Origin of the sequence: Kitasatospora sp. NPDC048298, assembly GCF_043201465.1 — a bacterium.
GTDB lineage: Bacteria > Actinomycetota > Actinomycetes > Streptomycetales > Streptomycetaceae > Kitasatospora.
This window is the reverse complement of sequence record NZ_JBICYZ010000004.1, coordinates 112723-126452: the sequence shown is the minus strand read 5'-3', so window position 1 is coordinate 126452 and position 13730 is coordinate 112723. Positions and strand designations below refer to the sequence as shown.

General features: G+C 73.2%; 16 protein-coding genes. 5 read left to right on the top strand and 11 right to left on the bottom strand.

Translation table 11 applies throughout. The features are described from left to right. Window positions 1-30: 30 nt before the first annotated feature. The 4 genes from ACGF0D_RS04905 (at window position 31) to ACGF0D_RS04890 (ending at window position 3451) form a co-directional block, all read left to right on the top strand. Window positions 31-699, top strand: a complete 669-nt coding sequence (locus tag ACGF0D_RS04905) for a DedA family protein (RefSeq protein ID WP_392914004.1) — start codon at window positions 31-33, stop codon at window positions 697-699. Beyond that, on the top strand, window positions 699-1367 hold the full coding sequence (locus ACGF0D_RS04900; RefSeq protein WP_392914092.1) for a phosphatase PAP2 family protein: 669 nt from the start codon (window positions 699-701) through the stop codon (window positions 1365-1367). The genes ACGF0D_RS04905 and ACGF0D_RS04900 overlap by 1 nt, the downstream gene beginning before the upstream one ends. A 276-nt stretch (window positions 1368-1643) precedes the next feature. Beyond that, window positions 1644-2765: a TIGR03364 family FAD-dependent oxidoreductase gene (locus ACGF0D_RS04895; RefSeq protein WP_392914003.1), complete on the top strand. Its 1122-nt coding sequence runs from the start codon at window positions 1644-1646 to the stop codon at window positions 2763-2765. Between the two features lie 11 nt (window positions 2766-2776). Further along, the gene (locus ACGF0D_RS04890; protein ID WP_392914002.1) at window positions 2777-3451 is read left to right on the top strand and encodes a phosphonatase-like hydrolase; all 675 of its coding nucleotides are present in this window, start codon (window positions 2777-2779) and stop codon (window positions 3449-3451) included. Window positions 3452-3550: 99 nt separating this feature from the next. Here the strand turns inward: ACGF0D_RS04890 and ACGF0D_RS04885 are convergent, their stop codons facing one another. From ACGF0D_RS04885 to ACGF0D_RS04835, 11 genes are all read right to left on the bottom strand, one after another. After that, on the bottom strand, window positions 3551-4180 hold the full coding sequence (locus tag ACGF0D_RS04885; protein WP_392914001.1) for a hypothetical protein: 630 nt from the start codon (window positions 4178-4180) through the stop codon (window positions 3551-3553). Continuing rightward, entirely contained in the window at window positions 4177-4848 is a 672-nt protein-coding gene (locus ACGF0D_RS04880) for a hypothetical protein (protein ID WP_392914000.1), read from the bottom strand. Before ACGF0D_RS04880 ends, ACGF0D_RS04885 begins: the two co-directional genes overlap by 4 nt. Continuing rightward, window positions 4841-6163, bottom strand: coding sequence for a putative T7SS-secreted protein (locus ACGF0D_RS04875; protein WP_392913999.1), 1323 nt, complete (start codon window positions 6161-6163; stop codon window positions 4841-4843). Before ACGF0D_RS04875 ends, ACGF0D_RS04880 begins: the two co-directional genes overlap by 8 nt. Then, a complete protein-coding gene (locus ACGF0D_RS04870; protein WP_392878418.1) occupies window positions 6160-6456 on the bottom strand; it encodes a hypothetical protein in 297 nt (98 codons plus the stop codon). Before ACGF0D_RS04870 ends, ACGF0D_RS04875 begins: the two co-directional genes overlap by 4 nt. 170 nt (window positions 6457-6626) lie before the next feature. Next, on the bottom strand, window positions 6627-7118 hold the full coding sequence (locus tag ACGF0D_RS04865) for a hypothetical protein (protein WP_392913998.1): 492 nt from the start codon (window positions 7116-7118) through the stop codon (window positions 6627-6629). Window positions 7119-7246: 128 nt separating this feature from the next. Then, complete coding sequence (locus tag ACGF0D_RS04860) at window positions 7247-7570, bottom strand: DMT family transporter (protein WP_392878414.1); 324 nt, start codon at window positions 7568-7570, stop codon at window positions 7247-7249. A gap of 1 nt (window position 7571) precedes the next feature. After that, a complete protein-coding gene (locus ACGF0D_RS04855; protein WP_392878412.1) occupies window positions 7572-8288 on the bottom strand; it encodes an HAD family hydrolase in 717 nt (238 codons plus the stop codon). 72 nt (window positions 8289-8360) lie between these two features. Then, the gene (locus ACGF0D_RS04850) at window positions 8361-9446 is read right to left on the bottom strand and encodes an ABC transporter ATP-binding protein (protein ID WP_392913997.1); all 1086 of its coding nucleotides are present in this window, start codon (window positions 9444-9446) and stop codon (window positions 8361-8363) included. Window positions 9447-9467: 21 nt separating this feature from the next. Then, entirely contained in the window at window positions 9468-10313 is an 846-nt protein-coding gene (locus ACGF0D_RS04845) for an ABC transporter permease (RefSeq protein ID WP_392913996.1), read from the bottom strand. After that, window positions 10301-11281 (bottom strand): ABC transporter permease, encoded by a 981-nt coding sequence (locus tag ACGF0D_RS04840; RefSeq protein WP_392878406.1) that lies wholly within the window; start codon window positions 11279-11281, stop codon window positions 10301-10303. Before ACGF0D_RS04840 ends, ACGF0D_RS04845 begins: the two co-directional genes overlap by 13 nt. Before the next feature lie 43 nt (window positions 11282-11324). Then, window positions 11325-12494, bottom strand: coding sequence for an ABC transporter substrate-binding protein (locus ACGF0D_RS04835; protein WP_392878404.1), 1170 nt, complete (start codon window positions 12492-12494; stop codon window positions 11325-11327). A 341-nt stretch (window positions 12495-12835) separates the two neighbouring features. On the opposite strand from ACGF0D_RS04835, the gene ACGF0D_RS04830 reads away from it, so the two are divergent. Then, entirely contained in the window at window positions 12836-13702 is an 867-nt protein-coding gene (locus ACGF0D_RS04830; protein WP_392878402.1) for a GntR family transcriptional regulator, read from the top strand. Window positions 13703-13730: the final 28 nt, after the last annotated feature.

Sequence of the window (13730 nt, the reverse complement as noted above, 5' to 3'; positions counted from 1 at the left end):
GCCCTCCAACGTACGGGAGGTCCGTCGGCCTTGCTTCAGTTCCTCGCCGATCCGGCCGTTCACCTCGCGGTGAACCCGCTGGACGCGTCCTCACTTCTCGCCGCCTTCGGCGCGCTCGGCATCGCCGTGGTGCTGTTCGCCGAGACAGGCCTGCTGGTGGGCTTCTTTCTGCCGGGCGACTCGCTGCTGTTCACTGCCGGACTGCTCTGCGTGCCCGGCGCCACCCAGGGGCCGCAGCTGGAGCTGTGGCAGGTGCTGCCCGCGGCCCTGGTCGGCGCGCTCGGCGGGGCGCAGGTCGGCTACCTGATCGGCCGGCGCGGCGGCCGGGCGCTGCTCGCCAGGACCAGGCGCAGGAGCCTGCTGGAGGGCGTGGCGCGGGCCGAGGAGCTGCTGGCCAAGTACGGCCACGGCAAGGCGATCGTGCTCGCCCGGTTCATCCCGGTGGTCCGTACGGTGCTGAATCCGCTCTGCGGCGTGCTCGAGGTGCCGGTCCGCTCGTTCACCTTCTGGCAGGTGGCCGGAGGCGTGCTCTGGACGGTCGGCGTGGTGTTCGCCGGCTACGGGCTGGGCTCGTCCATCCCCGGTATCGACCAGTACCTGCTGCCGATCATCGGTCTGGTAGTAGTTGTCTCCGTGCTCCCCATTGTTCTCGAACTGTTCCGCGCCCGTAAGGCGCGACGTCACGGAGGTGACGCGTGATGTCCTCCCGGGCGCTCGCCGTGTACGACGGCAGCGGAATCGACGGCGGCCTGTACAGCCGGGTCAACGGCTGGGCGCAGTCGGCGCCGCACTGGCTGGACGAGCTGATCAAGGTCTGGTCGGCGCTCGGCCTCGGACTGTTCGCGGTCTTCATGGTCTACGCCTGGTGGCGGGCGCGCGGCGCGGACTCGGCCGTGATGGCCAGGGTGCTCGCCTCGCCGCTGATCGTGGTCGTCGCGTACGGCGTCAACTCGGTGTTCAAGGGCGCGGTCGAGGAACTCCGGCCGTGCGCGCAGATCCCCGGCAGCGTCGCGCTGGAGACCTGCCCGGGCACCGGGGACTGGTCCTTCCCGAGCAACCACTCGGTGATCGCCTTCGCCGCTGCGGCCTCGCTCTGGTTCGTCAACCGGCGGCTCGGCTGGGTGGCCGGCCTGTTCGCGGTGCTGATGGCCGCCTCCCGGGTCTGGGTCGGCGTGCACTATCCGCACGACGTGGCGGTCGGCGCGCTGGTCGGGCTGCTGGTCGCGGTGCTGCTGGCGCCGCTCGCCGGACGCTGCGGGCCGCTGGTGGACCGGATGCGGGCGGGTGCGCTGCGCCCGCTGCTCGGCGCGGGGGAGCTGCCGGTGGTCGCCCACGGCTACTCCGGGTACCGGGCGCAGGGGCGCTGATCCGGGTGATCCGGGCCGCGGCCGGCCGTTGGGCCGCCGCCGTTCCGTAGTCCTCCTCCGCCCCTTGTCCGGCCTCGGACGACGGGTGGGGCATGTGAGCCGGGTGTGGAGCCTCCTCCGGGGGCGCCCGCCCGGCTCATTCGTGTCCGGGCGCGGGTGGTGCGGTCGTGGCCCCCACCGGCCCGGCGCGGGTTGTCTGTACAACTTCCCAGGTGGTTCATCTGCGGGACGGCGGGTCGACGCCCCTGGGACACCTGGGCGCACCAGCCTGGACGCATGAGAGTCATCGTCGTAGGAGCAGGCGTGCTCGGCAGCATGCACGCCTGGCAGGCCGTCGAGCGCGGCCACGAGGTCATCCACCTGGAGCGCGAGACCGAGGCGCGCGGTGCCTCGGTGCGCAACTTCGGCCTGGTCTGGGTCAGCGGCCGGGCACAGGGCGAGGAGCTGGACACCGCGCTGCGGGCCCGCGAACTGTGGGAGTCCATCGGCTCCCGCGTCCCCGACCTCGGCTTCCGGGCCAACGGCTCGCTCACGGCCATCCGCACCGAGGCCGAACTCGCCGTCGCCGAGCAGGCCCTGACCCTGCCGGACGCCGCCGCCCGCGGCTACAAGCTGCTCGACCCGGACGAGACCCGCGCCGTCAACCCGGCCCTGCGCGGCAAGCTGCTCGGCGCCCTGTGGTGCGAGCGCGATGCCGCCGTCGAGCCCCGCACCGCCCAGCGCGCGCTGCGCGGGTACCTGGAGTCCACCGGCCGGTACACCTTCCTGCCCGGACGCGAGGTGCGCGAGGTGGTCGGCGAGAACGCCGTCCGCGACGACCACGGCGACGTCCACACCGGCGACCTGGTGATCCTCTGCACCGGCGCCTGGCTCGGCGGCCTGGTCCGCGAACTCGCCCCCGCCCTGCCGGTCCGCCGGGTGCGGCTCCAGATGATGCAGACCGACCCGCTCGGCGAGACCCTGACCACCTCCGTCGCCGACGGCGACAGTTTCCGCTACTACCCCGCCTTCGCCGGCACCGCCCTGGACCGGCTGCGCGAGACCCAGCCGCAGCCGCCGGTCGCCGCCGAGCACAAGATGCAGCTGCTGATGGTCCAGCGCCGCGACGGCGGCCTGACCATCGGCGACACCCACGAGTACGACCAGCCGTTCGGCTTCGACGTCGTCGAGGACCCGTACGACCACCTGGTCGGCGTCGTCGAGGAGCTGCTCGGCCGTCCGATGCCGCGGATCCGCCGCCGCTGGGCCGGGGTGTACGCCCAGTGCGTCGACTCCACCCGGGTGGTCCACCGCGAGCGCGTGCGCGACGGCGTCTGGCTGGTCACCGGCCCCGGCGGCCGCGGCATGACCTGCTCGCCCGCCATCGCCGAGACCACCGCCGAACTCGCCAACCTGTAAGGAACGCTGTCATGACCAACGACATCCGCCTGGTCGTCCTCGACATGGCCGGCACCACCGTGGCCGACGACGGCCTGGTCGAGCAGGCCTTCACCGCGGCCGCCGCGAAGCTCGGCGTCGAGGCCGGCAGCCCGGAGTTCGACCCGATGCTGGCCCACGTCCGGGCCACCATGGGCGAGTCCAAGATCTCCGTCTTCCGCCACCTGTTCGGCGAGGAGGAGAAGGCCCGGCTGGCCAACGCCGCCTTCGAGGCCGCCTACGACGAGCTGGTCGACGCCGGCCACTGCGCCCCGCTGCCCGGCGCCGCCGAGGCCATCGCCGAACTGCGCGGCCAGGGCCGCAAGGTGGTCCTCACCACCGGCTTCTCCCGGACCACCCAGGACCGCATCCTGGGCGCCCTCGGCTGGCAGTCCGTCGCCGACCTGACGCTCTGCCCGGCCGACGCCGGCCGCGGCCGTCCGTACCCCGACATGGTGCTCACCGCGCTGCTGCGCACCGGCACCGACTCGGTCCGCCAGATCGCCGTCGCCGGCGACACCGGCTACGACATGCTGACCGGCACCCGGGCCGGCGCCCCGGTCGTCGCCGGCGTCCTCACCGGCGCCCACGACGAGGCCCGCCTGCGGGCCGACGGCGCGACCCACGTCCTCGGCTCGATCGCCGAACTGCCCGCGCTGCTGGGCTGACCGGGCGTTCCGGGGGCGGGCGGGTGTCGCGACGAAAGCGTGCGACGCCCGCCCGCCGCGGTCCGCCGGGACGGGCGGCAGGGGTGGCGAGCGGCCGGCTCAGGCCAACGACGCCCCGGGCCTGCGCACGGACCAGAGCACGGTGCCGTCGATCAGGACGTTGCAGCCGAGGAACAGCAGCAGGTAGCCGGGGGAGTCGGCCTCGCCGGGGAGCTTGGGGGCGACCCGCCCGGCCGGGTCCATCCGGACGGTGACCACGTCACCGCGCTTGAACCGGTGGGAGTCCTCCTTGAGGGGGCCGCCCGGCACCGCGTCGGCCGACCCCGACGCGACCAGGCTGTACGCCCGACCGGAGTCGTGCAGCACGTTGGTCACCTCCGAGTCGGTCACCACGGCCTGCACCGTCCGCCCCGAGCCGAGGATCAGGTTCGCCCAGGCCTCGGCGCCCGCCAGGTACGCGACGAAGCCGACGGCGGAGATGCCCAGTCCCCAGGCGACCATGTTCTTCCGGAACCGGGGGTTGCTGTCGGCGTCACGGCGCACGGCGAACGCGTACAGCACGACCAGCGGGTAGACGAGCCCCACCACAGCGGCGAGGTACGCGTTGACGTAGACGTTCAACGCCATGACGCCGAGGAGCACGGCGGTGGTGACGGCGACGAGGCCCAGGGCCCCGCCGAACCGGCGGAGCCCGCTGCGCCCCTCCTCGGCCGGCTGGTCGAGTGTCATCCGAAGGCCTTCCGGATGTTGTCCTGCCGCTCGGGCGGCAGGGCGTCGCGGGTGTCGTCGCGTGGTGGGTGGAAGGAGATCCCGCCGATGGCGGCGCCCACCAGGACCGACCAGCCGTCCCAGTAGTCCGGGTGCTGGGTGGTGAAGACGACGGCGAGCACGTGGGGGCTCCACGGGTGCGCGAACAGGGCCTCCAACTGGCGGACCCGGGCGACGCCCGATCCCGGCAGGCCGTAGGCCGTCCCGGGCACGGGGACGGACAGGTCGCGGACGGTCACCGCGGCCCGGCCGAGCGGGAAGTCGAGGACGGCGACGTCGGCGTCCGGCCAGGCGGCCGCGAGCTCCCGGGCGGCGCGCTGGGGGTAGCCGCCCGGGGCGCCCTGCTCCTGCTCGCGCAGGAACAGGCTGAACACGCCCTGGACGATCGCGCCCTCCTCGGTCTGCACCAGGCAGTTGGAGATGTGGACCGCGCCCTCGCGCAGCTGCGCCTGGAGGGCGAGCTCGGCGGAGACGGCGATGCCGAGCTTCTGCTCCGGACCGGCGTCGGTGAGCGCGTCGAGTCCGTCCACGATCCGGCACATCCGGTCGCCCGGGTCCTCGGCGAGGTCGATGTCGGTGAAGCCCTCGGGCAGGGACAGCCAGAGGGACGGGGCGGTCGTGTCAGTCATGTCCCACTCCCCAGACTCCGGTGACGATCGCGCTGCCGCCGCCGAGCAGCGCGGGCAGGATGCGGCCCTTGCCGCTGCCGCCGATGACGCCTCCGGCACCGTTGAGCGCGGTGCCGCCGCCCGTGGTGTAGTTGATCGCGGCGCCCAGTCCCGGGCTCGGGTCGTCCGTGGTGAGGCCTATCGCGGTGGGGGCCGTCAGCGCGAGCCCGCCGGTCGCCTGCACGCCGTCGGAGACGTTCATCGCGGCGGCCTTGGAGAGCCCGAGCTTGACGGCGGGCTTCTCGACCAGGTTGGTGAAGACCGGGTTGGCCGGGTCGATCGCCCGGGCGGCGGTGCGGACCTCCTTGGCCGTGGCGCTCACGGCCTTGACCCCGCCCTCGGCGGCGCGGGCACCCCGGAACGCGGTGACCCCGCCCTTGACGAGGGCACCTCCGGGGAGCGCCCCGAGGAGGTCGCCGGCCAGGGTGAGGTCGTTGCCGAGGTTCGCCATGCTGGTCGGCAGCAGTCCCTTGATGCCGTACTGCTGCGCGTGCCAGCCCGCCGCGGCGGCGCTCAGCAGGATGGCGGGCAGCGCGAACGCGGGGCAGAAGATGGCCGCGACGCCGCAGATGCCCGAGGCGACCGTCAACAGGTCCCCGCCGTGCTTGCCGAACCAGTCGCCGACCTTGCTGAGCCAGCCCGGCTCCGGCGGGGCCTTGCTGTCGGCGGCCTTGCGGACGGCCTCGGCGGTCTTCCTGGCGTCCGCCTCGTGGGTGCCGGCCAGCTCGTGGGCCTGCTTCTGCAGGCCGGCCAGCTCGTTGGTGGCGCTGGTGAGCAGCTCGGCGGCCGAGTCCAGGTGGCCCTTCGCCGTGTTGTAGCGCTGCTCGGCGGCTGCGAGGCTCGCGTCGTCGGGGAAGTACCGCCCGGCCAGCTGGAGGTCGGGGGCGGCGGCCGCGGCGCTGTGGGCGCGGTCCGCCTCGTCCTTCTTCTTCTTGGCGGCGACCGCGGAGGCGGCCAACTCGGCCGCCCTGGGCTGGTGTTCGGTCAGCGCCTTGTACCAGACGTCGAGCGCCGTGTAGGCGGCGGTGATCGACTCGGAGGCGTCCTGGAGGTAGCCGGGCAGCTTGCCGAACTGCTGGGCGAACTGCTTGGCGGCCTCGCCCGTCCACTCGCCCTGGTCGGCGGAGAGCTGGGCGAGCGTGGTGTGCACGCCGCTCAGGTGCTGGCCCACCCGGCGCAGGCCGTTGCTGAGCGCGGTGACGGCGCCGGAGTCGCCGGGGGTGGGGTCGAAGCCGAGACCGGACCAGTCGGGCGCCGCCGGCGCGGGGGCGCTCACGACTGCCCCGCCGGGGCGAGGACCTTGACGATGCTCTGCTCGGTGCCGTCGTAGTTCTTCTGCACCTGCGCGAGGCCCTCGTCCAGGACCTTGACGCACTCGCGGACCTTCTTCAGACCGAACTGCCACTTGTCCTTGAAGTGGCCGCAGGCGTCGTCCAGGAAGTCGTAGCCGGTGCCGGTGTGGCCGGCCGCCTCGAACGCCTTGAGCCCCTGCTCCAGTTCGTCGCCGCAGCCTCTGAGGTCCTGGGCCAACTTGGCGAGGAATTCGGTACTGACCTTGAAGTCGGACACTGTCGCCCCCCGATGCGTCGCTTGTCGAACCGGGCGAGCATAGTCCTCGGGGACGCGCCGGTGATCGCGGGAACCGGCGCCGGGGGCCGTCATCACGGGACTTTTACGGGCCGTCGACGCCTTCTTGACGCCGGCGGCCCGGCCCTGGGGCGGACATCCGCGACGGGGGCTCAGCGGCGCCAGAAGCCGCGCTTCTTCTGGCCGACGAGCTGCACCACGGCCGCCACGAACAACTCGGCGACGGGGGAGGGCCCGGAGCCGTGGTTGAGGTGGCTCTCGGCGGTCCACTCGCCGAGGACGGTGCCGGGGCTGCCGTCGAGGGGGCTGAGCGCGTGCTCGAGGGTCACGTAGCGTACGGCCCTGGCGCCCTTGGGCTGGACGGCGGCGACGAAGTGGGCCTCGGTGGCGCCGACCGGGGTGGGCAGGGTGACCAGCAGCATGTGGTGGCCGTCGACCGACAGGTGGCGGCAGTCGAGGCCGTGGCCGGGCAGGCGGTCCTCGGGCGGCAGGGACGCGCCGAGGTCGTCCCAGATCTGGGTGACGACGGGCAGCAGGCTGCCGCCGTCCGGGGTCGGGGTGGCCACGCGCGGGCCGAACTCCAGCACCTGGCGGGCGAGCTCGCGGTGGACGAAGCGGTAGTGGTGGGGCCGGGGGTCCGTCATGGGGACACCGTAGCGAAGCCCTCGGGGCGGGAGGTCGGCGCGTCCGACTTCCCGCCCCGACAGGCGAGTTGAAAGGCTTGGGTGGAATTGACGGTCCGTCAGAAACCGTCAGTGGTGCTCGGGGACGGTCAGGAGTGGCCGCCCTTGAGGTTGAGCACCACCACCCCGACGATCACCAGCGCGATGCCCAGCCACTGGAGCCGCCCGAGCGACTCGCCGAAGGCGACCACGCCTATCCCGGCGACCGCCGCGGTGCCGGCCCCGGACCAGACCGCGTAGGCGACCGAGACCGGTATGTGCTTGAGCGCGCGGCCGAGCAGCAGGAAGGAGAGTGCGTAGCCGATGCCGACGCCGAGGCTCGGCCAGAGCCGGGTGAACCCCTCGGTGAGCTTGAGGCAGCTGGTGGCGCAGACCTCGCTGGCGATGGCGAGGGCGAGCAGGAGATAGGGCATGTCAGGGTCGAACCGCGCCGGCTCCGGCGAGCTTCCCGAGCAGGGCGAGGTCGGCCTGCTCCAGGCTGGCGAGCAGGGTGATCCGCTCGCCCTGCGGCATCGGCACCGCGGTGGACGGCACGGCGAGCACCGCGCAGCCGGCCGCGGTGGCGGAGGCGACCCCGGTCGGGGTGTCCTCGACGGCGAGGCAGTCGGCCGGGTCCAGGCCCAGCCGCTCGGCGGCGGCGAGGTACGGGTCGGGCGCGGGCTTGGTGCGCGCCGTCTCCCCGGCGGCCAGGGTGACGGCGAACCAGTCCCGGCCGATGGCGGACAGCACCAGGTCCACCACCCCGCGGGGGGAGGCGGAGACCAGCGCGGTGGGCACCCGGGCGTCGCGCAGCGCGGCCAGCAGGGCGAGCGCGCCGGGGCGCGGCACCGTCTCGGCGGCGACCTTGGCGGCGAAGGACTCGTCCAGCCGGGCGGCGAGTTCGGCCACGCCGAGGGCGGTGCCGCTGACCCTGTGCAGGTGGGCGGCGGTGTGCTCGACGGCCTGGCCGAGCACCTCGGGGGCGTCCTGGTCGGTGAGCGGGCGGTGCAGCTCGTCGGCGAGCTCGGCGGCGGCCTGCCACCACAGCTGCTCGGTGTCGACCAGGGTGCCGTCCATGTCGAACAGGACGGCGGCGGGCAGGGCGGGGGAATCGGCCAGGGCGGGGGATCCGGGCATGGCGGAGTCAGGCATGGCGGTACCTTCGGGTGGCTCTTCGGTGGTTCGGCGGTGCTCCGTCGGGCGGAGCGGGGAGGTACGAGGCTCTCAGGCCGCGCGGCGGTCCACCAGGACCGGGCGCTCCGGCAGGGTGAGCGCGGCCCGCGCACCGGCCGGCAGCGCGGCGGCGGCCTCGGTGGGCAGGTCGGCCTTGACCTCGGTGCCGTCGTCCAGGCGGACGGTGAGCCGGGTGACGGCGCCCAGGAAGGAGGCGGTGACCACCAGCGCGGGGCCGTCCTCGGCCGGGGTCAGGGTGACGTTCTCCGGGCGGACCAGCACCTGGAGCTCCCCGTCGGCCGGGATCTCGCCGTCCACCGCGTGGCGGCGGCCGAGCACCTCGACGCCGTCCGAGGCGCGGGTGCACGGGATGCGGCTCATGGTGCCGACGAACTCGGCGACGAAGGCGGTGGCCGGCCGGCCGTACAGCTCGGACGGGGTGGCGCACTGCTCCAGCTTCCCGGCGCGCAGCACCGCGACCCGGTCGGCCATCGACAGGGCCTCCTCCTGGTCGTGGGTGACGAACAGGGTGGTGATGCCCAGCTCCTGCTGGAGGCGGCGGATCTCCTCGCGCAGCTGGAGGCGGACCTTGGCGTCCAGCGCGGACAGCGGCTCGTCCAGCAGCAGGACGCGCGGCTGGAGGGCGAGCGCGCGGGCGAGCGCGATGCGCTGCTGCTGGCCGCCGGACATCTGGTGCGGGTAGTGGTCGGCGCGGTGCGGCAGGCCGACCAGCTCCAGCAGTTCCTGGGCCCGCTTGCGGCGCTCGGCCTTGCCGGTGCCGCGCATCCGCAGCCCGAAGGCGACGTTGTCCAGCGCGGTCAGGTGCGGGAAGAGGCTGTAGGACTGGAACACCATGCCCGCGTCGCGCTTGTGCGCGGGGATCGCGGTGATGTCCCGGCCGTCGACCAGCACCTCGCCGGAGTCGTGCTGCTCGAAGCCGGCGAGGATGCGCAGCGCGGTGGTCTTGCCGCAGCCGGACGGGCCGAGCAGGGCGAGCAGCTCGCCCGGGTGGACGGTCAGGTCCAGGCCGTCGAGGGCGGTGGTGGTGCCGAACGCGCGGCGCAGGGAGCGGAATTCGACGGTGGCGCTGCCGGGGGAGAGCGAGACGCCGTTGGCGATGGCGGTGGCCGTGGTCATGACTGGTGACTCCGGGGGGTTTCAGGAGGTGGCGGTCTTGGCGTGGCGCTCGCGCCCGGCGGTGGCCAGCAGGAGCAGCAGCAGCCAGGTGAGCAGCAGGCTCAGGATGGAGACCGCGACCGACATGTGGGCCTGGCTGTTGCCGACCGAGTAGATCCAGACCGGGAAGGGCTGGAAGCCGAGGATCGACGCGGTGGTGAACTCGCCGAGGACCAGGGCCAGGGTGAGGAAGGAGGCGTTCAGCAGGGCGCCGCGCAGGTTGGGCAGGACGACCGTGAACACCGCGCGCGGCCAGCTCGCGCCGCAGTTGCGGGCGGCCTCGACCAGCGTGCGCACGTCCATCGAGCGCAGGCCGGCGTCCAGGGCGCGGTAGGCGAGCGGCAGGGCCATCAGCACGTACGCGATGACCAGCACCAGCGGGAAGTCCGGGTCCTGGATGAACACGAAGGTCTGGAAGAACGGGGAGTCCATCAGGTAGTCCGGGCCCCAGCGGAGCACGCCGATCAGGCCGGCGGTCAGCGCGACCGGCGGGACGACCAGCGGCAGGGTGCAGAGCACGTCGATGACCGGGCGCAGCTTCGGCGAGCCGAGCCGCACGGAGATCAGCGCCGGGACGAGCAGGAGCAGCAGCACCACGACGGTGACCACGGCCAGGCCGAGGGTCAGCCAGAGGCTGTCCAGGAAGCCGGGGGCGGAGAGCAGCCCGGTGTAGGCCTCGAAGGAGATGCCCTTGGGGTCGTCGATGGAGAACCAGAAGGACGCCGCGAGCGGGACGACGAAGTAGACGCCGGCGAGCGCCAGCACGGCGCCGCGCCACCAGCGCACGGTGCGTCGGCCGGGGCGGGCGGGGGTGGTCAGCTGAGCCATCGGGCGCTCCGGCGCTGGAGGGGGAGGTACACGGCCATCACCAGGACGGCCACGACGATCATGTTGAGGCTGAGGGCGAGGGCGAGGTTGCCCTGGCCGACCAGCACGTTGCCGGAGAGCGCGTCCGCGATCGAGCGGCTGACCAGCGGGACGGTCGCGCCGACCATGGCGGCGGCCGTCGCGTAGGCGGCGAAGGCGCTGCCGAAGAGCAGCACGAAGCCGCCGAGCAGGGAGGGGGCCAGGATCGGCAGGGCGACGTGGATCCAGTACTGCAGGCCGGTGGCGCGGTTGTTCTGGGCGGCCTCGCGCCACTGGGTCCGCAGGCCGTCCAGGGCCGGGGTGATGGTGAGCACCATCAGCGGGATCAGGAAGTACAGGTACACGACCGTCAGGCCGGTGAAGGAGTACAGCGACCAGCCGTGGTCGGTGAGGTGCAGCAGCTTGGTGATCTCGCCGGCGTTGCCGAGGGTGGCGACGAAGGCGAAGGCGAGCGGCAGGCCGCCGAAGTTGGCGAGCACACCGGAGGCGGTGAGCACCGCCTGGCGCAGCCAGCCGCGCCGGGAGGTGACGACGGCCTGGGCGAGCGGCAGTCCGAGCGCGGTGGCGAGCAGCGCGGTCAGCGCGGAGAGCTTGAGGCTGCTCAGCATGGCCGTCTGGTAGCCGCCCTGGACGGAGGCCGTCAGGTTGTCGAAGGTGAACTGCCCCGCACCGGTCTCCGCGTCGCTGGAGGTGGTGAACGCGCCGATCACGATGGCGACGGTGGGAAGTCCGAAGCCGATCAGGAAGAACAGCAGCAGCGGCACGGCGGCCAGCCAGGACGCTCCGCCGAGGCGGGCGAGCGGCCGGCGCCGCGGGGCGGGGGCGGTGATGGTGGGGGAGGACGTCGTGGCGGTGGCGGACGCCCCCGCGCCGCCACCGGGGGAGGTGGCGGCGGGGGTGGTCGGCACCGGGGTGGGAGCCGTGGTCATGAGTGCCTTTTCTCAGCCCGAATTACGGTACGTGGCCGGGGTGTCAGCCCGCGATGGCCTTGGTCCAGTTCTCGGTGACGATCTTCTTGGCCGCGTTGATCTGGTCGACGGTCGGGAAGGTGGTGAACGGCTTCTCGACCGTCGGCAGCTTGGCGGCCGCGGCGGCGTCCAGGGTGCCGTCCTTCTTCAGGGCCTCGAAGGTCGACGGGGTGGCGTAGCCGCCGAGGAAGAGGTTCTGGCCCTCGGCGCTGAACAGGTACTCCTGCCACAGGCGGGCGGCCGCCGGGTGCGGGGCCCACTTGTTGACGGCCTGGTTGTAGAACTGGGCGTAGGAGCCGTCGACCGGGATGGAGACCTTCCAGTCGACGCCCTTGTCCTTGAACTCGTCGGTGTAGCCGGCGTTCAGGTAGGACCAGTCGATCGAGATCGGGGTCTCGCCCTTCTCGATGGTGGCCGGGGTCGACTCGACCGGGTTGAAGTTGCCGGACTGCTTCAGCTTGCCGAAGAAGTCGATGCCGGGCTGGATGTTGTCCAGCGAGCCGCCGTTGGCGAGCGCGGCCGCGTAGACGCCGCCGAAGGCGGAGCCGGACTTGGTCGGGTTGCCGTTGAGGGCGACCTGGCCCTTGTACTCCGGCTTGAGCAGGTCGGCGAAGGTCGTCGGGCAGACGGCGATCTTCTTGGCGTCGCAGCCGATGGAGACGTAGCCGCCGTAGTCGTTGACGGCGGCGCCGTTCGCGTCCTTCATGGTGTCCGGCACCTTGTCGAAGGTGGACACCTTGTAGGGGGCGAGGATGCCGTCCTTGACCGCCTGGAGGGCGAAGGCGCTGCCCAGGTCGACCACGTCGGGGGCGCGGTCCTGGCCCTTGCGGGAGTTGATCGCGTTGATCTCGTCCTGGCTGGAGCCGTCCGGGTTCTCCTCCTCGACCTCGAGGCCGTACTTGGCCTTGAAGCTGTCGATGATCTTGCCGTAGTTGGCCCAGTCCCGGGGCAGCGTGATGACGTGGAGCTTGCCCTCCTTCTTGGCGGCGGCGACCAGGCCGTCCATGCCGCCGAAGTCGGCGACCGAGGTGGCCGTCTTGGCGTCCTTGGCACCGCCCTTGGCGGCGTCGCCGGACTTGGCGCTCGAACCGGCGGAGCCGCAGGCGGTGAGGGAGAGCGCGGCGGCGGTCAGTACGGCCGCGAAGGCGGCGGCGCGGGCGCGGTGCACGGTCACGGGGAAGTCTCCTGTTAAGGGGGCGTACTGCGAGGGGCGTTCGCGGGGGGTTCCGCGGGCTTGCGTCTCGCGAAGGGCGGCGGACCGGCCGGGTGGGCGATCGATCGACGTCGTCCGAGTTGACTAGCCAACTTCGCTGACAGCAGTAAGTACGCCGGAGCCCGGTGACGGGAAGGTGAACGGACGGGCCAGAACCGGGGTCGGCTGCGGGAACGGTGGAATCCGGCCATCGGAGCGTGAACCGTTCGGTGCGATGCTTCGAAGGCGCAGCGGGATAAGGTCGGGCTGTCCGCGCCGGTACGGCTGCGCAGGACACCGCCCCAGGAGGGACATTGACTGACGTGGCAACTGAGCCCCAGCGCCCCGAGACCGAGGGGCACCCGGCCGCCGGGGACCACTCGGCCGGCGGGGAGCGCTCGGCTGCCGGGGGGCGCCCGACCGCCGGCGAGCCCCCGGCCGAGCGCCCCGGCGCGCTGTACCGGAAGGTGGCCGCCGACCTGCGCGAGGCGATCACCACCGGCGCGTTCGGCGAGGCCGGCCGGCTGCCCGCCGAGGGCGCGCTGGCCGAGCAGTACGGCGTCTCCCGCGGCACCGTCCGCCAGGCGCTCGCCGTGCTGCGCTCCGACGGACTGGTCACCTCCCGCCGCGGCACCCGCCGGGTGGTCCTCGGCGGCGCCCGGGTGCAGAGCTTCTCCGAACTGCTCAGCTTCACGCACTGGGCGTACTCGATGGGCGAGGAGCCCGGCGGCATCCTGGACTCGCTGGTGCGCCGCCCGGCCGACGCCGCCGAGCGCGAGCAACTGCGGCTGGAGCCGGGCGCCGAGGTGTACGTCATCGTCCGGCTGCGGACGCTCTCCGGCACGCCCGTGATGGTCGAGCGCACCGTCTACCCGCCGCGGGTCGGCGAGATCGTCGCCGAACTGCCGCCGGACGTGGTCTCGCACACCGAAGTGCTGCGCGAGCACGGCATCCTGTTCACCGACGCCGACCACACCATCGACGTCGTCCCGGCCAACGCCGAGGACGCCCGGCTGCTCGGCTGCCGCCGGGGCGGCCCGCTGCTGCGCGAGCGGCGCCGCACGACCGACCCGACGGGCACGCCGGTGGAGTGGTCCCAGGACCGCTACCTGCCCGGGACGGTGGCGTTCAGCGTGCACAACTCCCTGGCCACGTCGGCGCTTTCGCGGCACGCGCGGGAGCTGGACTGAGCTCCTCGCGCGTGCCGCGCGGGTGTCT

Coding starts and splice junctions, on each gene's coding strand:
- ACGF0D_RS04860 (WP_392878414.1), bottom strand. CDS start 7,570: ATGCCCTATCTCCTGCTCGCCCTCGCCATCGCCAGCGAGGTCTGCGCC.
- ACGF0D_RS04845 (WP_392913996.1), bottom strand. CDS start 10,313: ATGGCTCAGCTGACCACCCCCGCCCGCCCCGGCCGACGCACCGTGCGC.
- ACGF0D_RS04880 (WP_392914000.1), bottom strand. CDS start 4,848: ATGACTGACACGACCGCCCCGTCCCTCTGGCTGTCCCTGCCCGAGGGC.
- ACGF0D_RS04885 (WP_392914001.1), bottom strand. CDS start 4,180: ATGACACTCGACCAGCCGGCCGAGGAGGGGCGCAGCGGGCTCCGCCGG.
- ACGF0D_RS04895 (WP_392914003.1), top strand. CDS start 1,644: ATGAGAGTCATCGTCGTAGGAGCAGGCGTGCTCGGCAGCATGCACGCC.
- ACGF0D_RS04850 (WP_392913997.1), bottom strand. CDS start 9,446: ATGACCACGGCCACCGCCATCGCCAACGGCGTCTCGCTCTCCCCCGGC.
- ACGF0D_RS04890 (WP_392914002.1), top strand. CDS start 2,777: ATGACCAACGACATCCGCCTGGTCGTCCTCGACATGGCCGGCACCACC.
- ACGF0D_RS04900 (WP_392914092.1), top strand. CDS start 699: ATGTCCTCCCGGGCGCTCGCCGTGTACGACGGCAGCGGAATCGACGGC.
- ACGF0D_RS04855 (WP_392878412.1), bottom strand. CDS start 8,288: ATGCCTGACTCCGCCATGCCCGGATCCCCCGCCCTGGCCGATTCCCCC.
- ACGF0D_RS04865 (WP_392913998.1), bottom strand. CDS start 7,118: ATGACGGACCCCCGGCCCCACCACTACCGCTTCGTCCACCGCGAGCTC.
- ACGF0D_RS04840 (WP_392878406.1), bottom strand. CDS start 11,281: ATGACCACGGCTCCCACCCCGGTGCCGACCACCCCCGCCGCCACCTCC.